Origin of the sequence: Paenalcaligenes hermetiae (assembly GCF_039543645.1) — a bacterium.
In the GTDB taxonomy this organism is placed as follows: Bacteria; Pseudomonadota; Gammaproteobacteria; order Burkholderiales; family Burkholderiaceae_B; genus Paenalcaligenes; species Paenalcaligenes hermetiae.
In genome coordinates this window covers 168,931-188,307 of sequence record NZ_BAABKD010000009.1, presented here as the reverse complement: position 1 = coordinate 188,307, position 19,377 = coordinate 168,931, and the positions used below count along the sequence as shown (strand labels likewise).

Annotated in this window: 16 protein-coding genes and 1 tRNA gene; 7 read left to right on the top strand and 10 right to left on the bottom strand. The window is 49.1% G+C overall.

What is annotated here, in order from left to right:
- Positions 1–75: 75 nt before the first annotated feature.
- Positions 76–1,572: a signal recognition particle protein gene (ffh, locus tag ABD980_RS06605; protein ID WP_345370494.1), complete on the top strand. Its 1,497-nt coding sequence runs from the start codon at positions 76–78 to the stop codon at positions 1,570–1,572.
- An 84-nt stretch (positions 1,573–1,656) separates the two neighbouring features.
- Here the strand turns inward: ffh and lysM are convergent, their stop codons facing one another.
- The 3 genes from lysM to trmB form a co-directional block, all read right to left on the bottom strand.
- Complete coding sequence (gene lysM, locus ABD980_RS06600) at positions 1,657–2,103, bottom strand: peptidoglycan-binding protein LysM (protein ID WP_345370492.1); 447 nt, start codon at positions 2,101–2,103, stop codon at positions 1,657–1,659.
- Between the two features lie 111 nt (positions 2,104–2,214).
- Positions 2,215–2,412, bottom strand: a complete 198-nt coding sequence (gene thiS / locus ABD980_RS06595; RefSeq protein ID WP_345370490.1) for a sulfur carrier protein ThiS — start codon at positions 2,410–2,412, stop codon at positions 2,215–2,217.
- Complete coding sequence (trmB, locus tag ABD980_RS06590; RefSeq protein ID WP_345370488.1) at positions 2,413–3,138, bottom strand: tRNA (guanosine(46)-N7)-methyltransferase TrmB; 726 nt, start codon at positions 3,136–3,138, stop codon at positions 2,413–2,415. It abuts the gene before it with no gap.
- 67 nt (positions 3,139–3,205) lie between these two features.
- Between trmB and ABD980_RS06585 the strand changes: the two genes are divergently transcribed.
- Positions 3,206–3,279: transfer RNA gene (locus tag ABD980_RS06585), tRNA-Gly, on the top strand.
- Positions 3,280–3,297: 18 nt separating this feature from the next.
- On the opposite strand, the gene ABD980_RS06580 is transcribed toward ABD980_RS06585, so the two are convergent.
- The 3 genes from ABD980_RS06580 to ABD980_RS06570 are packed head-to-tail and all read right to left on the bottom strand — an operon-like array spanning position 3,298 to position 5,610.
- A complete protein-coding gene (locus ABD980_RS06580) occupies positions 3,298–3,960 on the bottom strand; it encodes an EthD family reductase (RefSeq protein ID WP_345370486.1) in 663 nt (220 codons plus the stop codon).
- A 51-nt stretch (positions 3,961–4,011) separates the two neighbouring features.
- Positions 4,012–5,058 (bottom strand): 2,5-dihydroxypyridine 5,6-dioxygenase NicX family protein, encoded by a 1,047-nt coding sequence (locus tag ABD980_RS06575; RefSeq protein WP_300647320.1) that lies wholly within the window; start codon positions 5,056–5,058, stop codon positions 4,012–4,014.
- A 36-nt stretch (positions 5,059–5,094) separates the two neighbouring features.
- A complete protein-coding gene (locus ABD980_RS06570) occupies positions 5,095–5,610 on the bottom strand; it encodes a flavin reductase family protein (protein WP_345370482.1) in 516 nt (171 codons plus the stop codon).
- Positions 5,611–5,898: 288 nt separating this feature from the next.
- Between ABD980_RS06570 and ABD980_RS06565 the strand changes: the two genes are divergently transcribed.
- The gene (locus ABD980_RS06565) at positions 5,899–7,092 is read left to right on the top strand and encodes an acyl-CoA dehydrogenase family protein (RefSeq protein ID WP_345370480.1); all 1,194 of its coding nucleotides are present in this window, start codon (positions 5,899–5,901) and stop codon (positions 7,090–7,092) included.
- Positions 7,089–8,426 carry a carboxylesterase family protein gene (locus tag ABD980_RS06560; RefSeq protein ID WP_345370478.1) on the top strand — a complete coding sequence of 446 codons (1,338 nt, stop codon included), beginning with the start codon at positions 7,089–7,091 and terminating at the stop codon, positions 8,424–8,426. The genes ABD980_RS06565 and ABD980_RS06560 overlap by 4 nt, the downstream gene beginning before the upstream one ends.
- Here ABD980_RS06560 and ABD980_RS06555 read toward each other — a convergent pair.
- The 4 genes from ABD980_RS06555 to ABD980_RS06540 form a co-directional block, all read right to left on the bottom strand.
- Positions 8,423–9,298, bottom strand: coding sequence for a PaaX family transcriptional regulator (locus ABD980_RS06555; RefSeq protein WP_345370476.1), 876 nt, complete (start codon positions 9,296–9,298; stop codon positions 8,423–8,425). The two genes, ABD980_RS06560 and ABD980_RS06555, sit on opposite strands and share 4 nt — an antisense overlap.
- Complete coding sequence (locus ABD980_RS06550; protein WP_345370474.1) at positions 9,295–10,200, bottom strand: cation diffusion facilitator family transporter; 906 nt, start codon at positions 10,198–10,200, stop codon at positions 9,295–9,297. Before ABD980_RS06550 ends, ABD980_RS06555 begins: the two co-directional genes overlap by 4 nt.
- A 99-nt stretch (positions 10,201–10,299) precedes the next feature.
- A complete protein-coding gene (gene metG, locus ABD980_RS06545; protein ID WP_300647200.1) occupies positions 10,300–12,372 on the bottom strand; it encodes a methionine--tRNA ligase in 2,073 nt (690 codons plus the stop codon).
- Between the two features lie 152 nt (positions 12,373–12,524).
- Positions 12,525–12,809, bottom strand: coding sequence for a hypothetical protein (locus ABD980_RS06540; RefSeq protein ID WP_300647202.1), 285 nt, complete (start codon positions 12,807–12,809; stop codon positions 12,525–12,527).
- An 87-nt stretch (positions 12,810–12,896) separates the two neighbouring features.
- Between ABD980_RS06540 and apbC the strand changes: the two genes are divergently transcribed.
- The 3 genes from apbC to ABD980_RS06525 are packed head-to-tail and all read left to right on the top strand — an operon-like array spanning position 12,897 to position 19,357.
- Positions 12,897–13,982: an iron-sulfur cluster carrier protein ApbC gene (gene apbC, locus ABD980_RS06535; protein WP_345370471.1), complete on the top strand. Its 1,086-nt coding sequence runs from the start codon at positions 12,897–12,899 to the stop codon at positions 13,980–13,982.
- A 21-nt stretch (positions 13,983–14,003) separates the two neighbouring features.
- Positions 14,004–15,794 carry an autotransporter assembly complex protein TamA gene (locus ABD980_RS06530; protein WP_345370469.1) on the top strand — a complete coding sequence of 597 codons (1,791 nt, stop codon included), beginning with the start codon at positions 14,004–14,006 and terminating at the stop codon, positions 15,792–15,794.
- Positions 15,794–19,357, top strand: coding sequence for a translocation/assembly module TamB domain-containing protein (locus ABD980_RS06525; protein WP_345370467.1), 3,564 nt, complete (start codon positions 15,794–15,796; stop codon positions 19,355–19,357). Before ABD980_RS06530 ends, ABD980_RS06525 begins: the two co-directional genes overlap by 1 nt.
- The last annotated feature ends 20 nt before the right edge of the window (positions 19,358–19,377 follow it).

Below are 19,377 nucleotides of genomic sequence, written 5' to 3'. Positions count from 1 at the left end.
TTTTCAGGCACGATGCCACAGTAAACCATATTTAATCTGTCTCCTCTATTCTATAGTTTAAGCGAAACCAGACTTATGTTTGAAAATCTTACCCAGCGCATGGCACGTGTTGTAAAAACAATGCGTGGACAAGCCCGATTGACTGAATCTAACACGCAGGAGATGCTGCGCGAAGTCCGCATGGCGCTTTTAGAAGCGGACGTAGCGCTGCCCGTGGTGCGAGAGTTCATTGCGAACGTCAAAGAGCAGGCATTGGGGCAAGAAGTCGCTGATTCTCTTAACCCTGGCCAAACTTTGGTCGGGATGGTTCATAAAGAGTTGACAAGCTTAATGGGAGGGGATTTAGGCGAGCAGGCCGCTGAGTTATCCCTTGCCACCCAGCCTCCTGCTGTTATTTTAATGGCAGGGCTTCAAGGGGCGGGTAAAACCACTACAACGGGTAAGCTTGCTAAATGGCTCGCCGATGGCGGTCATGTACAAAATGGCCGTAAAACGGGCAAAAAGAAAGTGCTGGTCGTGAGTGCGGACGTGTATCGCCCCGCCGCGATTGATCAGCTGGAAACCGTAGCGGCACAGGTTGGCGTGGATTTTTTGCCTTCCAGCTCTTCCGAGCAACCTAAAGAGATTGCTCTGCGCGCCGTGGATCATGCACGTCGCCATCACTATGATGTGTTGATTGTGGATACGGCCGGTCGTTTAGGTATTGATGAGGCCATGATGCAGGAAATACGCCTGCTTTATGACACGGTGAATCCCATTGAAACCCTGTTTGTGGTGGATGCCATGCAGGGGCAGGATGCGGTGAATGTGGCTAAAGCTTTTGCCGAGGTATTGCCATTAACCGGGGTGGTACTCACTAAGCTAGATGGTGATTCGCGTGGGGGAGCGGCGCTATCTGTTCGACATATCACCGGCAAGCCTCTGAAGTTTGTTGGGGTGTCAGAAAAGCTAGATGGTCTAGAGCCTTTTCACCCAGAGCGCATGGCGCAGCGCATTTTAGGTATGGGCGATATTGTGAGCTTGGTCGAGCAAGCTCAGCGCAATATTGACATTGCTGAAGCTGAAAAAATGGCCCAAAAGATCAAAGCGGGTGACCGGTTTGATTTGAATGATTTTAAAGATCAGCTTCAACAAGTGAAAAAAATGGGCGATATGGGCTCATTACTAAAAAAACTGCCCGCACAATTTGCTTCTGCAGCCGAGCAATTACAAGGTGGTGAAGCAGACAAGCACATTCGTCGCACCGAGGGCATCATTAATTCGATGACGCCCGAAGAGCGCGCCAAACCGGAGCTAATCAAAGCATCGCGCAAACGGCGTATTGCAATGGGAGCGGGCGTGCCCGTCCAAGAGGTCAATCAGCTGTTAAAGCAGTTTGAGCAAATGCAAGGTGTGATGAAAAAGATGAAGGGCGGCGGTATGGCAAAAATGATGCGCGCCATGGGTGGCCTAGGCGGTTTGGGTGGTTTAGCCGGGGGCGGCATGGGCGGTGGCATGATGAGTGGGCTTGGCGGCCTGCTAGGCGGTGGGCGTGGTGGCCGTGGCAAAGGCAAAGGCAAGCGTCGCCGCTAAAGGCTGCCCTTTAATAAAAAACCCCAGTTCGCTTTAGACGATTGGGGTTTTTTTACACCTGAAATCCGAGGGGTAAAACAAAAATTAGCCAAGTTCAGGGATACGTAAAACCTGTCCAGGATAGATTTTATCTGGGTGGGACAACATAGGCGTGTTGGCCTCAAAAATGACATTGTATTTGGCGCCATTGCCTTTACCGTACATTTCTTCGGCAATTTTCCATAGTGTGTCGCCGGATTTTACGGTATACATGCGCGCTTCGGCAGCAGGTTGGGCAACATCTAGTTTGTTCTCGACGGAGGAAACACCCATGGTATTGCCCAGAGCGAGGACGATTTTTTCTGCTTGTTCGGTAGAGGCGGCGGGGCCTGTTACAGTGACTTTGTCGCCGTCGACTTGTACTTCGATGCCCTCTGCATCGAGCTGGTGTTTGGCGAGTTCTTTTTTGAGCTCATCGGGGGTGGCAGGTGTGGTATCAGAGCTACCTAGGATTTTGGCGCCAACATTTTTTAAAAAGCTAAAAACGCTCATTATGGACTCCTAATTGTGGGTGGGGCGTTAGTGAAAACGCCATTACCTACTATTATGCGCACTCTGTGTTAAAAGTGTTACAGAGGTATTGTTAATGATTGTTAGAGACGCTTAGCCTCCCCCGACTGCTACGACAATTTCTAATTGGTCATTTTCGTTTAAGGCCGTGGTTGCATGCTGGCTTTTGGGGACAATTTCACCGTTAAGTTCCACGGCAATACGCTTTCCCACGTAGCCGAGTTCTTCGATGAGCTCAAAAACGGTTGCAGCCTGACTTTGGTGGTTTTTACCATTGAGAATGATGTTCATCTATTTCTCCAAGATGAGGGTGTCGGGATTGGGGTGTTGGTTTCGGGTAAAGATCAAATCCCATACGCCATGACCTAAACGTAGCCCGCGGGTCTCAAATTTAGTTTGAGGGCGATAGTCTGGACGGGGGGCAAAGCCATCATGCTGATTGGTAAGTAGCGGGCTTTGCGAGAGGACCTCTAACATTTGCTCTGCATAGTTTTCCCAATCTGTAGCGCAGTGAATGTAGCCACCAGGAGCTAGGCGACTTGCTAGTAGTTGCACAAATGGAGGCTGGATTAGGCGCCGCTTATGGTGACGCTTTTTAGGCCACGGGTCAGGGAAATAAATATGCACGCCCGCAAGTGTAGCGGGCAAGATCATATCGCGCAGGACTTCAACCGCATCGTGTTGGATAATACGAATGTTTTCGACCTGGTGTTCTTCGATGCGCTTTAGTAAAGCACCCACACCAGAAGGAAAAACTTCCACGCCGAGAAAATTATCCTCGGGGCGGGCTTGAGCGATTTTTAGGGTTGTTTCCCCCATGCCAAAGCCAATCTCAAGAATAGTAGGGGCTTGGCGTTTAAAGGTGGCTTCGAGATCAAGGGTGTGATCCTGATAGGGAAGCCCCCATACAGGCATAAGTCGCTCAAACGCATCGCGCTGACTCGGCGTCATGTGGGCACGGTGAGAGACAAAACTTTTAATATGACCAAAGTTTTTTGGGTTTTTTTCAGAATTCATGATGCAATTAGTTGGCTTTGCGCTATAATGGTTGAATTAACTGCTTATTTTAGCAGGCATCATCAGTGCGGGTGTAGTTCAATGGTAGAACGCTAGCTTCCCAAGCTCGAGACGAGGGTTCGATCCCCTTCACCCGCTCCATCTTCTTAATCTTCCTACTTAACCCAGCTGAATTTGTCCTTCTTTGTGGCTCACCACATAGGGTTGGGCGGTTGGCGTTAAAAAATGCTTTGTATCGTATGCCGCTGCTTGTCCTGCTGGGTGTTGTGCATGCTGATGCATTTCCTCAATGCCATTAAAACACGAAACCGTAAAGCCGTCCCAATGCCATGCTGAATCTGATGACGCGATGGTATGGACTTGTTCATAGCGTTGTAAATGTGGGCTAGCACAAGCTATGGGCGCATGGGTGTCACGCCAGTATTGACTAAATTGGGTATGGTTCAGCAAAGCGGATTTTTTGGCAAAGCGAAACACCAAAAGCGGTGGGGTGGAGTGGTTATCGGGTTGTTTTGGTATCAGCACCTCTCCGATGGCGTAGAACACTAAGCTCGAGGCCAAAATCGGTAGCTGCTTAATTTCATCAGCCCACGCATGGGCATGGGCAAGCGATGCAAAATCAACCTCATTGACCCAGTGGGCGATGCTGGGTAAGGCACTGTGCTCCGTCTTAACACTAGCGTAACGCCATTGCAGGGCGTGGGCAGAAGTGGCGCGTAATATCATGTCGCGCTGATGTGTTGCGCTGCGCATTTGAGATAGAAACGCAGGCCTTGAGCTTTGGCTTTGATGAAAGCTAAGTAGTCGATATCGAGTAGACATACAAAGGTGAATAGTAAAAAAGGCGGTTAAAGAAAACGCTTAAGCAAAAGGTTACGCCAGCTCTCCTTGCAACACCCCTTCTTTCACAACAATCGTATCGTCTAAGCGCACCGTGCAGTTACGCATGGGATAATCAAAGTGACATGAGCTAAAACGGTTCGCGGCAGGATTAGCGCCCGTAGAGATTAAAAAGTTGCCTGCAAAAGCACGTTGTTCGGTGCCATTGGTATCACGTTTGTCATACATGACCATGGCGTCCCAACGTGCTGCGGGAGCCATACCCCAGCCGACATGGCTGACGGCATAGGCATCGGGTTCTTTCCAGTTGGCATAATAGGAGCGAATCAACTCGGCATCCACGCCTGTGCCCTCAATATGCACCACAAAATCGTTTTCTATATGGAGCGTGACGGGGGATTCCAGATAGCGCTTAAACGTTAGATTAAGATCCCCGCGGTCTAAGACGACCCTGCCATTGACGCTGCCGTTGCTTGGGTAGCAAATACAAAGACCGGCAGGCCAATACCCAAAGCTGCCTGGTTTATCGGCGATGCCTGCACTGCCTCTTCCTACAACATCTGTTAAATCCACGGTTAAGTCGGTGCCGGCTGCAGAGCTAACATGCATGGTGCTGGCAGTACTGATCATTTGCCCGCCGATTTGGCTTTTTTTGTGGACTTCTAGGCTGGGTTTAACACGCTCAAGAATTTCTGGGTGCTCGTTACTAATCATCATAATACGTGCACCATGAGCTAATAGCGCATTTCTTTCTACGGCATGCAATAACCCTTCTACAGTGCAGTCCACGACAAAGGAAGTATGCGCTAATGCCTGTATGACAGAAGGGTGATTAGCTAAAGCCAGCGAGGTGCCTGTAGAACGTAAGGGTACAGCCTCGTGATTACGGGGTGATGGGATTGTGATATGAAAGACTTGCGCTCCCAGTTGGCTAAGCGCCAGTTCCGCTAGCTGAGGCAAGATAGGGCGTGATTGGGATTCGGATAAGATCGCCGCGCTTTCACCGGGTTTGACTTGGCATAATTGAAAAACCTCTACAAAATCAGCAATCCATTTACCTTCGATACGTTCTACTAGCACGGGACGGTCTCCTATTTATCAATAATAAAATTACATTTAGGCCGATAAGGCGGTCGTGGTGGCGTCTAAGGGGAAAAAGCGTGACTGATGATAAACCAGTGGGGTGGTGTCTTTTTGTATGTTCAGTTTTTGAATTAGTAGTTGTACAGAAAGATGGTCCCCCGCAGGATGGACATCGTAAATAGAACATTCAAACCAAATGGGGGCTTTTGCGAGTTGAATGGCACCCGTTGCTGTGATGTGATAATCCACCCCTTCGAAGCGCTGGTTTTTATCTTGTCCTGCCAATTGACGGCAAATCTGTGCATGCTCATAACTCAGAATGGATACGCCTAGGCGTTCCGCATGTTGTAAAAAGCGCCAAGTAGAGGAGTGCTTCTGAACAAAGAAAGCCGCTAGAGGTGGTTGTAAAGAAACACCCACAGAAAAGCTAGAGGCCACAATCACGTGCGGTGCATGGTCATGTTGTGCGGCAATAGCGGCTACACCCGATGGGAACAGTCCAAAAGCTTCGCGTAGTTGGGCCTGATCAAAGTGGTGGTCTCCAGTCATATCTTTATCCTTCATGCCAAAACGATTGCGCTCAAAGTAAACAGGTTTTTAATAGGTTTATAGTGCAAGTATTGTGCGATCAACAGAAAATAGCAACAAACCTAGGGAAAACCTTTATGCTTAAAGGGGAGTTGGGTCTACTGATAAATAAAGATTTGAGGGAAAACCATAGTAATAGAATCTGTCTATCTTGTTCTAATATTGCATATAACAGACGGTCGTATATATTTTGCATGTTTTTATTAGGGGAAGATAATGTCGCTTTTAGCCACTGATAATCGAATTGTTATGTCACAGCCACCTGCGCGTGAAGAAGTAGAGCAAATGGTGCAGCGGGTACACGAAATTGGCCCTTTGCTTAGAGAGCAGGCAGTGGTTGCCGATCGTCAGCGTCTATTGCCCCAAGCCTCGGTCGAGGCGCTGGAGCAAATAGGTGCTTGGGATATTTCTACATTGAAGCGTTATGGTGGCTATGAGGGCGGGGCGCAAATGCTCTTTGAGGTGGCGCGAACTATTGGCTATTACGATCCCAGTGCCGCGTGGTGTGTGGTGATTTCTAATGGCTCCGTCATGTTGACGAACCGCTATGAGGATGCAGTGCTTGATGAAGTCTTTGCGAATGGGCCGATACGCTCTGCTTCTATTTTTGCTCAGCCTCAAGGAACTGCGGTGCCTGATGGACAGGGGTGGCGCATTAAAGGAAAATGGCCTTTTGCTTCGAATAGTAATCATTCACATTGGGCATTAGGCATTTTATATATCAAGCGTAGTGCCGAGGACCCTGATACCTCTCGAGTGGGTTTTGTGTTAATGCGTCGTGATGAGTTTGAAATTCAAGACACGTGGTACACCATAGGTATGCGTGGCTCAGGATCAAATACGATGATTGCAGAAGACTTGTGGGTACCGCATAACCGAGTCATTACGTTTGAAGCATTAATGGGCATGGACCCCGAGCGCGAAGCGCAAGAAACGTTTGGTAGACGCTTAACACCGCATTTAACCATGTCTACGACCATTCAAGCCCCATCGGTTGGTGCAGCGTATGCAGGGTTTGATTACACGGCAGGCTTAGCTAATAAGCGCGGCATTACGTATACACACTATACAAAGCAGTCTGACTCGGGGGCGTTTGTACAAAATCTGGGTGCGACAAGTATTAAAATTGATGGGGCTCGGTTGCTGTTAGAGCGCTCCGCAGCGGCCATTGATCGTGCGGCGTCTGGGCATGAGCCAATGCCTTTAGAGCAAAGAGCGCGGCACCGAGCTGGTATTGGACATGCTGGTCATGAGCTTGTCGCAGCCATGAATGAGTTATGTTGGTTACACGGTACGGCCGCTTTTGCTGAGAACAGTGTATTGGGGCGGATGTGGCGCGATGTGAATACAGGCACTCGCCATGCGTCCATTACGGCTCCTATGGGGTACGAGCTGCATGGTAATGCTATCACCGAGACCCCTTTTATTTCCACTAAGCTATGAGCCCTAGCCCTTTTTCCCCACAAGTATCCGCCTCGCAAGTATTGGATGGTGTTACGGTAAATGGTTGGTATGGCGTGCGCTTTGCGCAGCTCACGGAACGGTTTCAACCGGCTGTCCCTGCGTCGGGACAGCTGGCAGTGAGCCAGCTGCATGATGTGCCCATTTTTCCGCAGTTGCCGAGCCGTTTAGCTAGCTCTATGGGAACAGCTAAAGCTAACCCCCAGTCAGAGGATGCTTTTTTTGTTAATGTTTGGGCCCCTGCACAGGCAGAGCGTTTACCAGTGCTGGTCTTTATTCATGGGGGCGCCTGGCTGACTGGGGGCGGTGCCATGCCATGGTACGAGGGTGCGCGTTTAGCTGCGCAGGGAATTGTTGTTGTGAATGTCAGCTATAGACTTGGTGCTTTAGCTCATGCACAAACCACAGCAATAGGGTCGTTACCCGTTGATGATTTACGTCTAGGTTTGCATTGGGTGGTCAAGCACATTGCTGGCTTTGGGGGGGATCCGACTCGCTTGTGTGTGGCAGGGCAGTCTGCAGGGGGCTGGTATGCGCATTTACTCTCGACTTTGCCAGAGTTCAAGGGCATGATCGATCGCGTGGCTTTACTAAGTATGGGGACAAGGGCGCCCTGGACGGTGTCGCAGCAGCAAACGGTTTGGCATGGGATGAATCAGACAGGCGTGGATGTTTTGGCTTGCTCTGCCACAACGCTTCTTCGTCTAGGCATGCAGGCTTTACCGCAGCACCCATTTCAGTTGGGTTATGCTCCTTCTGCTTTTCTACCTACAGAAGGGCCTGATATTCCTCCTGCTTTTCTGGAGCCGGAGTGGGCGGCGCAGCATAGTCATGCTCAAGCTTGGTATATTCGCTACACGGCGGATGAGTCTTCTGCATTTTTCTTTGACAGGGATGATTACAAAACCGTAACCCAAGAGCAGGTGGACCAGGTGTTACAGCATTGGTCATTGCAGGATTTACCGCCTGTGTTAAAAAAACAGGGCAAGTACGCGGGTGCCGCATCGGGTTTAACCCCTTACAGACAGATTGTAAAAGCCTCGTCATGGCGTCAGTTTCAGCGTTTTCCTTATCAGTATGCGCAGGCATTAAGCGCCCAAGGTAAACGGGTTGTATTTCAGCCTTTTACCCTAGAGAGCCCACTTGCTGGTTTTTATAGTGGGCATTGTTTTGATTTGCCTTTTCAGTTTGGTAATTGGGCGGATTGGGCTGATGCTCCTATGTTACAGGGCTTGAGCCCAGAGATTTTTGAAGCCGAGTCGCAAAAATGGCGAACGCATCTGGTGGATTTTGTGCGGGGGCAAGACAACGATTAAGCTGTAATAAGCGGCATGACATACTGGGTAGCGGGTGCCTGCAGTAAACGATATAAGTCATTAAAGACTTTACGTGCTGCAAACCCTATCCAGTTCTGGGGCAGCAGTTCCGCGGGTAAGCCCGGGTCTAAATAAGGCAGCCGACGCCACTGCGTCATCATGGGCAAGTAAAGCTTAAAGGCTTCTGCATGGTCTACTTGGCCTTGTTTGACTTTGTCTTGCCATAGAGCAATAGCGGGTTGATATTGATCCACAAAACCTTGATAAGCGTGGGCTATGGCGTCTAGGTCCCACCATTTAGGGATTTTGTTTTTTAAATCCATTAAACCACTGGGCTGACAAATAAAAAAATTCATATAGTCCCAGAGCCCATGTTCGCGTACATAGGCCGAGATTTCGGCTTTGAGACGGGCTGGACCTATATATAGGCCCGAGGCCACCGCCCCAAAGCCAATACGTGATAAGCCTGTACGAATTTTATGACGGTTTTTGCGCTCGGTTTCGGGTACTGAAAATGAGACCAAGAGCCAGGGGTCACCAATACTGGCTGAGGTCGGTGTAAAAATACGTACATCCCCTGCTTGAAGATGGGGTTCTAGCTCTTCATTTAGGGCATAACCGTTACCTGTATGGGTTTTTTTACTGACCAAAACCCCTTTTTTTTTCAAGCGGGAAATCGAAGAGCGTATGCTAGATGGCTCTGCACCTAATAAATGAATAAGATGCACAATGGCGGCAACAGGAAAAGCTTTGCCCGCTGGACGCCCAAATAACCCAAACAGGGTAATAATATGGCGGTGGTGGGCTGGCTGTTCTTGCCCCCAGCTTTCTCGCCCAGCAATAAACTCATCAATAGCAGTAGAGGTGTTCATTTTGAGGATTGATAGTGTTCTACAGGATCAAAGTGCGTCATGACATCTAATACGGGTAAAGCTTCCATCACACGCTTACGTGCGGCTTCAGCAATATCATGACCTTCGTAGATAGTGAGTTGGCCATTCATTTCTAAATCCACTTCTACCCAAATCATATCACCGAGCTTACGGGTTTTCAGATCATGCAGACCAAGTACCCCCGGTGTTTCTAGGATTAACTGTTTAATTTTAGCTTCGGTTTCATCGTCTACGGCCTGATCCATTAAGTCTTTAAAAGCGTCCACAGAAAAACGCCAGCCCATTCTAAATACCATTAAGCCAACCACTAGAGCGGCGAGCGGGTCAGCAATGGGCAAGCCCATTACATTAGCAACAATGGCGATTGCAACAACTAAAGAAGAGGCCGCATCAGAGCGAGCATGCCAAGCATTAGCGGCAAGCATGGTGGAGCGTACGTTTTTGGCTACCCGTAATAAGTAGCGAAATAGGAGTTCTTTGGCGACTAAGGCAATAATAGCGACCGGTAGGGCAATGAGGTGTACTTTTTCAATCAGGTCTGGGTTTTGTAGTTTGCTAAAACTATTCCAGAGCATGCCTGCTCCGACCAGTAAAAGAATGACACCAACAGCTAACGTGGCGGCGGTCTCAAAGCGCCGATGACCGTAGGGGTGGTTCTCATCCGGGCCTTTGGCACTGTGTTTATTAGCGATTAACACAATGCCATCTGACACCAAATCGGAAAGGGAGTGAATTGCATCGGCGACTAAGGCTTGTGACTTGGCAAATAACCCGATGAGTAATTGGAGCAGCGATAAAATGAGGTTGACGACTACGCTAACCATGGTTGAGCGCGTGGCTGCGCGCGTGCGTTTAAGGTCTTGGGTACGGATTTTTTCCATGGTGTAATTCAGAATAAATAGAAAACAATCAATGCCAGAGGCGATGGTGGTAAAAGAAAAGGCACTAATTTTTATTAGTGCCTTGAATGAGAATGATTATTAGCTAATTCGCATGCCAGGTTTGGCGCCGCTGTGCGGCTCCAGTATGTAGAGCCCCGGGTTTTCCTTTTCATCTGCGTGGCTAGCTGCTAGGACCATGCCCTCAGATACGCCAAAACGCATTTTACGAGGAGCTAGGTTGGCCACCAATACAGTGAGCTTGCCCACTAAGTCTTCGGGTTTATAGGCAGACTTGATACCGGAAAAAACTTGGCGTAAGCGCCCTTCGTCGGCATCTAACATGAGACGCAATAATTTATCAGAGCCTTCGACCTCTGTGCACTCTACAATTTTTGCTACGCGTAAATCGACTTTGATGAAGTCTTTGAAGTCGATGGTCTCGGCAATGGCTTCACCGCCTGGAGTAGGGGTTTCCATTTCAACTTCTGCCGGCTCAAAAAGGGCATCCATTTGCTTGGGATCTACCCGCTGTAAAAGGTGCTTAAAGCGAGCGATCGATGTGGGGAGGGTAGCGGCATCTGCCCAGACAAAGCGGCGATCCATGCCAAAGAGTTCGGTAGCAACGCGCTGGGTTAACGCGGGCACAATGGGGCTAAGCATTACGGATAAGGCTTTAAACCCGGCGATGGCGCGCGAGCAAATGTCTTGCAACTGGGCTTTGGTTTGCTCAGAAGCCTCGGCAATGCCTTTAGCTAAAACCCACGGCTGGGCATTATCAAAAGCCTGGTTGATCTTATCGGCTAAGCCCATGATTTGACGAACGGCACGACCGTATTCGCCAATCTCTAGATTATGGCTAACGGTTTGGGCAAGCTCTTTGAATTCGGCCTGCATGGCGCTGGTGTCCCCAACATAACCGAGCTGGCCATCGAAAAACTTACCAATAAAGTTAGCGGCTCGGCTGGCGATATTGACGTATTTACCCACCAGGTCGCTATTAACACGCGCCACAAAGTCATCGGGGTTAAAGTCTACGTCTTCCACATGGGAGTTAAGCTTAGCAGCAATATAGTAGCGCATCCATTCCGCATCTAAACCAAGCTCTAAGTAGCGTAATGGTGAAATGCCGGTACCGCGGCTTTTAGACATTTTTTCGCCGCTTAGAGTGATAAAGCCATGTACGCGTAAAGAGTCTGGTGTTTTGCGCCCAGAAAACTTAAGCATAGCGGGCCAGAATAGGGCGTGGAAGTACACAATATCTTTGCCGATAAAGTGGACTTGCTCAGTATTGCCGTTTGGGTCGACTAAAGCGTCAAAATCTAAGCCTTTTTCTTGGCAGTAGGATTTGAGCGAGGCCAAGTAGCCAACGGGAGCATCTAGCCAAACGTAGAAGTATTTGCCGGGGGCATCGGGGATAGGAATCCCAAAATACGGTTCATCGCGGGAAATGTCCCAGTCAGATAGAGCAGCTTCGCCATTTTCGTTACTTAGCCATTCGCGAGTTTTGGCGAGAACTTCGGACTGCAAACGTGGACGTCCGTTTGGGTCGGTGCCTGTGGTCCATTCTTGGAGGAAGGCCACACAACGAGGGTCCGAGAGTTTAAAGAAAAAATGCTCGGAGCTACGTAGTTCGGGACGTGCGTTGCTTAATGTTGAATAAGGGTTGATGAGATCGGTGGGCGAGTAAACAGAGCTACAGGCCTCGCAACTATCACCGTATTGCTCTTTGGCGCCACATGAAGGGCACTCGCCCTTAATATAACGGTCGGGCAGGAACATGCCCTTGACGGGGTCATAAAACTGTTCGATAACCCGGCTTTCGATAAAGCCAGCGGCTTTGAGCTTATTGTAGATTTCGTGTGAGAGTTGAACGTTTTCAGGGGAGTTGGTACGGTGCCAATGATCGAACTCGATATGAAAGCCATTCAAGTACAAAGGGCGTTCGGCTGCGACTTTAGCGACCAGCTCTTCTGGAGTGATCCCTTCGTTTTGGGCTTTGAGCATAATGGGCGCACCATGAACGTCATCCGCCCCAACAAAATGCACTGTATGGCCGGACATTCGCATTGAGCGCACCCAGATATCGGCTTGGATGTATTCCATAATATGACCGATGTGGAAGGAACCATTAGCATATGGGAGTGCGGTAGTAACGAATATCGTGCGCGACATAAATCTAAAACCTATAAAGGGCTATAGCCCGCCAAAGGCGAGCCAATCAAACAAAATGGTAAAAATATATGACAGCTAGGTAGCGACTGATGTAAGTTCGCCTAACCTATGCTAGGCAAGCATAGCAGATGCCGCGAAAAACCGTTAGTTTTTTAAGGAATTTCGCGCATTTCTATGTCTGTCACGTTTTGGGGGCTACGTGCCGTTGTGGCGCGAGCCGCCGTTTTTGGGCTAAATGAAGAGGGACTATAACGACGGGGACGACGTTTTTCCCAGTAGGATTTGAACGCAAAAGGACGCCCGCTGATGCGCGCTACAATGTATAAAATAGCGACAGCAATGGCGGTAGACACCATAAAGATAGCCGCCATGAACATCCCTACAAGCGTTAATACAAAGAAGAGGATAGAGCGTAGAATCTGATTAAATGTATTCATAATAGTGTATGACACTTTTTGAAGAAGATAATTCCTCTAGTACGCTAGTTTTAGCGTGTTAGTCATTTTTTTAGGGTTTGTTAACCAATGAATGTAACTAACGAACAAATTTTATCTGCCGTTGCTGCGGTAATTGATCCCAATACCCATAAAAAGCTGGATGTGTCCTCGCAGAGCTGTGAAATTCAGTTAACGGACAACAAGCTGACATTAAGCTTAACATTATCTTATCCGCTATATGATGCAGATGGGGTATTAAAGCAACGAATTCAAGAGGCGGTTACTCCATTAGGTTTGGAAGTCGCTAAGCTCAGCGTGTATGCACGTATACAAACGCACGCCGTACAAGATAGTTTGCGCCCTTTACCGAATGTACGCAATATCATTGCTGTGGCGTCGGGCAAAGGGGGGGTTGGTAAAAGTACAACTTCTGTGAACTTGGCTTTAGCCTTAGCCCAACAAGGTGCTAAGGTTGGTCTTTTAGACGCTGATATCTATGGTCCGAGTGCGCCAATCATGCTGGGAATTAACGAGCGCCCACGCTCTATTGATGGTAAATCCATGAAGCCCCTAGAAGCGCATGGCATCCAGACAAACTCGCTGGGTTTTTTAATGCAAGAGGATGCACCAGCGATTTGGCGTGGTCCTATGGCGACACAGGCACTAACGCAATTGATTACGCAAACAGCCTGGCATGATTTGGATTATTTGATCGTAGACATGCCCCCCGGAACAGGTGATATTGCTTTAACGATGGCACAAAAAATCCCGTTGGTGGGAGCCGTGGTCGTAACAACCCCGCAAGATATGGCATTAGCGGATGCGCGTAAAGGGCTCAAAATGTTTCAGCAGGTGAATGTTCCTGTATTGGGTATCGTAGAAAATATGTCGATGCACATTTGTACCAACTGTGGGCATGCTGAAGCTATTTTTGGTCAGCATGGTGGGCGTGAAATGGCTGAGAAATACAACGTACCGTGGTTGGGTGCGTTGCCTTTGGCGATGGCTATTCGTGAACAGACTGATTCCGGCAATCCCACGGTGGTGGCCGCGCCAGATAGTACTGAAGCGAAGCTCTACCATGAAATTGCTACCAAGGTCGCTGCGCATATTGCCACCTTACCCGCGGACACCTCTTGGCAGCGTCCTAAAGTCGTTCCTCGTCCTTTGTAATTTGATTTAAAGGGATAATGCATGCGTGTGCGCGCCCTAATTGCGATATTGTGCTTGGTGCCTGTTATCGGGTGGGCAGAAACCAGCTCTGAAACAACGTCCACCCCAGAGGTGGTGATTGATCCAGGCGGGGTAGGTCCTCAGGCCTTAAAAGCCATATATGGCGCTGTGGATGCTATTACGCGGCTAGCGGAAGATCAGGATCTTGACGAAATATCGCGCTTGCGGCGGCGTGCGCACGATGCCACGGTTTCGGCTTTGCAAACTCAAGGCTATTATGATCCGATTGTGACCCTAGAGGTAGGAGAGGACTACCAGGGGGAAACGTGGGATATTCTGATTGAGCCGGGGGAGCAAACGAGAGTTCGGCACGTGGATTTGAGTTTTAGTGGTCAAATCAACGAGCCTGAGTTCGCCCCTCGAGTACAAAAAATTCGCGAGGCATGGCCGTTAAATCAAGGCGATGTGTTCTTAAATAAGGACTGGTCTGATGCCAAAGCAGACTTGCTTCAAAGCGTTAAATCTAAAGATTTTTATTATGCGAGGTATACCCACACCCAAGCCACTGTTACTGCCGATAAAAATACCGCTGATCTGGATTTAGCGATTCGTAGTGGTCCGCGAGTGCGCATGGGGGAGCTCTATACCTCGGGTCTAAAACGAGTCCCAGAAAAGCTTATCCGGCGTTATGTTCGCTATGAGCCGGGCGAGCCTTATGATCAAGATAAGTTGGATGATTGGCAGCAGGCTTTGCAATCTACGACATTTTTTAGGGGAGCTTTTGTCACGCTTGATGAGCAGGCGCAAGGGCAGCGAGTTCGTGCTGATGGCGAGGTGGAAATGCCCGTTTCCGTTCGTGTTACCGAGGCACCAGCGCGACGCTTCACGGGTTCTCTGGGGGTAGATAGTGATCATGGGCCTCGCTTAGAGGCATTTTATCGGCAGAATATTGTTTTTGGTCAGCCCGTTTGGACGGAAACCGGTCTAGGGGTGGATAAAGACCGACAGCGGTTTTTTTCTGATGTGCATTTTCCCCCTACTTATAAGGGATTTAAAAATAGTTTTGGGGTGTTATATGAACATCAGGATATTGAAGGCTTAAAGCAAACCCGTGCCGCGACGGGGATAAAAAGTAAATATGAGTTTGATACCAATACCCGCGCTGACTATGAAACGCAATGGAGTTTGATGGGGGTGTGGGATGAAAGCAAGGTCAGTGGTGAGCCGGCTACGCAGCGCGGCACCTCATTAGAAGCGACTTGGCAAGTTTTGCGCCGCAATGTGGACAATAAATATGATCCACGAGAGGGAAATTTATTTGATATGGATATTGGGGTTAACTACCCTTTGTCCGGGGGTAAAAAAACCTTATATCGAGCGGGGTTGCGCGCGCAACAGTGGATTCCTATTGGGAAAAATGATGTATTTATGTTGCGTGCAGAGGCTGGGAAAGTATGGCCTAATGCCGATCGTATCCCAATGGGTTTTGGTTTTAGAACCGGGGGAGCCCGTTCTATACGAGGCTATAAATACTACAGCATAGGTAGAGAGCGTGGCTCAGCGGTAGTGGGAGCGCCTGCTTTGGCTGTATTAAGTGCGGAATACCAGTACTTTTTTAACTCGACGTATGGTGTGAGCACCTTTGTGGATGTGGGCGATGCTGGAGAGTCCTTTAGAGACTTAAGCCCTCACTGGGGCTATGGGGTGGGAGCGGCAGTACGTACTCCAGCCGGTCCTTTTTATGTGGATTTAGCATACGGTCAAAAAACACGTGACATACGTTTGCATTTCTCTTTAGGGATCGCTTTTTAATGCGTATCAATCGAATTTTCCGCCATGTGATGTTTTGGGGCTTGCCCGTTCTTGCTGTGATACTGCTCGTGCTATCGGGTTTTGTGTACTGGCTCATAGCAACACCGACGGGGTCTCGGTGGGCAATGAATACGGTAGCTCTGCAATTTGATGGAGAAAGTCGCGGCGTTAAGGGGAGCTTATGGCATGGGCTGGAGGTGGAGCATGTGCAGCTAGCCTTGCCGGATCAAACTCGACTGGAGGTTGATGGTGCCGTCGTTCAGGTAAACTGGCCGCGTTTATGGCATAACCGACAGCTATATGTGCAAACGCTATCGGCGCAACGTGTCGCCGTATGGTTAGATGGTGATCCCAAACCCGCGGAGCCCGATGCCGAGCCATTTACGATGCCGTCTTTGCCTGTTACGGTTCATGTGGAAAATTTAGGCGTTGATGCTTTTTATTTATGGCAACAAGGTCAGGCTTTGCCAGTGGATTTAAGTCAGCTGCAATTGCGCGCCAAAGCTCAGCTTGATCAGGAGGGGGCGCAATTACAGCTACTTTCTGCTCGCGTGGGTTATGAGCATTTGTGGGTGGACACGCAGGTGCAAGCCCAGTTACATGAGCTAGCCGCACCGTGGGATAGCGAAGCCACGTTAAAAGCAAGAGTCAGCACCGATACACCGGAGCACCTGATTTGCTTAGATCAATATTTACCACCTCATTTACAGAATACGACGGCTGTTGAGTGGCGTGACCCTGAGGCGCCTTATTGTGCGGTAAATCTTATGGCACAATGGCAGGGTTCTTTACAGCAGTCGATGCTTTCTTTAGTGGCAGCAGGTCAAGGGCTAGAAGCCGAGGCGCAGGCCAATTTACAATTGGATCAAGCTTTTCCATTACGTGATACCACAGTGCGTGCTGCGCTGCCCGACCAGTCGCACTTGCAGGCCCATTTAGATTGGCAACGCGATGAACAGGATCCGACGCGAGACCGATTGGTGGGACAAATACAAGCGCAGGATTTTGATGTGGGGGCTTGGTTGCCTGATATGCAGTTGCCTGCCAAAGTAACGTTAAAAGGGGATTATCAAGCCCAGCTAGGGCATTCAGGCACTCAGCTAGAGCAGGCCCAGCTTCAATTACAACTAGAAGAAACAAGCCGTTGGAATGGTCAGGTAGCACAAGGTCGTATTCATATGGATGTGGCTCAAGCGCCGCTTGATGCAACTGTGCCCTTATGGCAGGCGTACACCATAAAAAACAGTGATATAGATGTGCGTATAGGTAACAATCATTTACAGCTTAAGGGGGCATTTGGGCTGTCAGATGATACGTTGCAGCTTTTGGTCAAGGCACCGGCTTTGAAACAGCTGTGGCCAAGCCTAGATCAAGTGGGAGCGACAGAGGTAGAAGCAAAGCTGATTGGAAGCTTGTTTAGCCATCAGCTTAATGCACATCTAACTCATCAGCTGCACGGAGACCCTAAAGCAAAAATTGGGAATGGTCCAGTCGAGGCTCAGTTTACGCTCAAAGGAAATTGGGAGCCTAATAGCGCTGCGCCTAGTTGGAATGGGCAGTTGGGACAAGTACAGTTGCACCACGCTGGTTTAGGGGCGCAGATACCCCAAGCAGCCTCCATAGAGATTTTGTTGCCAACAGCGCAGCAACCTTTAGATGTGGATGTGGGAGCTTTTGCTTTGCATGCTGCTATTGATAACACGCCATGGCTGACATTACAGCATCAAAAAACGCATGTGGATGCGACTGGCTTTAGCACAAAAGGCCACACCGAGGCACTACAGCTTTCTGCGCAGCGAGTCACTGAGCTGATGCGACGTTTAGGGCTGGAGAACAATAACGAAAAACGAGGTGGTGTGGTTGACAGAAGGGAGCGTCTTACAGCCTTAGAGGATCTTTCCATCCAGTTAGACTGGGATGTGGCACTGCAAGAGGCATTGGCTGGCAAAATTCAATTGCGTCGATTAGCTGGGGATTTAATGGTGCCCGCGGAGCCCGCGTTCGCGCTAGGCTTAGAAGAGGCCGGAGTCACGGTTGACATCACTCCAGGAGCAGGGGGACGTAGTGTTATTCGTGCGGATGCGTTGGTTCAAACTAAAGACATGGGCTATATCAAAGTGAATGGCACCAGCCCAATCCACTATAGCAAAGAGACGGGGATTACATTACGTACTGCTGATAAAAAAGAATTGGTTGTGGATGCCCATATAGATAACTTGGCATGGACTAGTTTGATTTTAAAAGATCAGTTGGAACTAGGCGGAGAGTTAATTGCCAATGTGCGCTTACAAAGCTTAACCAATGGTGGCTTTAGTACTCAAGGGGATATTCTTGGGCATCACCTTAAGGTCACTCGTCTTGATGATGGTGTGCGCTTGCTCGATGGGGAACTGAAAGCCTCGCTTAATGATAATCGATTCACTGTAGAGCGCTTGCATTTTCCTGCGCAATTACGCGTGGAACCCAAAGAATGGCGCACCGCAACATGGATTAGTGAAAATGAGGACGCTAAAGGCGGGTTTTTGAATTTAAATGGCTATTGGGAGCTAGATAGCAATACAGGGAATTTTGATGTGGAGCTGTATCGCTATCCTCTGTTACAACGGGCGGATCGTTACGCCATGGTAACCGGAGATTTACATCTACATGCCGTCTTACCACAGATCAACTTAAGCGGTAAAATTACGGCAGATGCTGGCTGGTTTAATCTGGATATGCTGGGCGGGATTCCAACGGTAGATGGTGATGTGGTGGTGATTCGTTCTACCGATCCGGTAAAAACCCAAGACGATCAAGAGGCGGCGCCTATCAATATGGCGATGGATCTAGAGGTCGATTTGGGTCCGCGATTTTATTTAACGGGTTATGGGGTGAACTCCGGTCTGATTGGTCAAATGCGTATTCATATGATCGATGGGCAAATCACGGCACTGGGGGCGCTCAATACCCGAGGCGGCGCCATCGAGATGTATGGGCAGCGTCTACAGTTACGTCGGGGTACGATTACCTTCCAGGGGGATATTACTAGCCCTATTTTGGATATTCAGGCGCTTCGTACTGGTTTGAGTGTAGAGGCTGGTGTAAAAGTCGGTGGCACTGCACGTCGTCCCAAAATTGATTTGATCTCTATTCCCGAGGTCTCTGAGCTAGAAAAATTATCTTGGTTATTATTCGGCCATGGTCCAGATGAAAGCAGCGGCGATTTGGCTTTGTTACTATCTGTTGGGAGCTCGTTTTTGGGTGATGGAGAGCCGTTTTACCGTAAGTTTGGCATTGATGAGCTATCCATGCGCTCTGGTGAGCTGGGTGGTGCCGGAACGGTGTTACCCGCCAATAGCACGGCGAGCTCGCCGGAAAGCGAGGTCAGTGAAGTGGAGCGTCGTTTTGTCGAGGCAAGTAAAAAGCTGACCGATGATATTACCGTGAGTGTGCGCCAAGCCTTGGCGGATACTGGTACGGTAGGGCGAGCAACTTACCGTTTATCCCGACGCTTAACTGCTGAAATGAGCATAGGTACGGTAAATGGTTTGGCTTTAATTTATCGTTGGTTCTCGCGCGATTAAATCCATTTATTTAGGGCTGG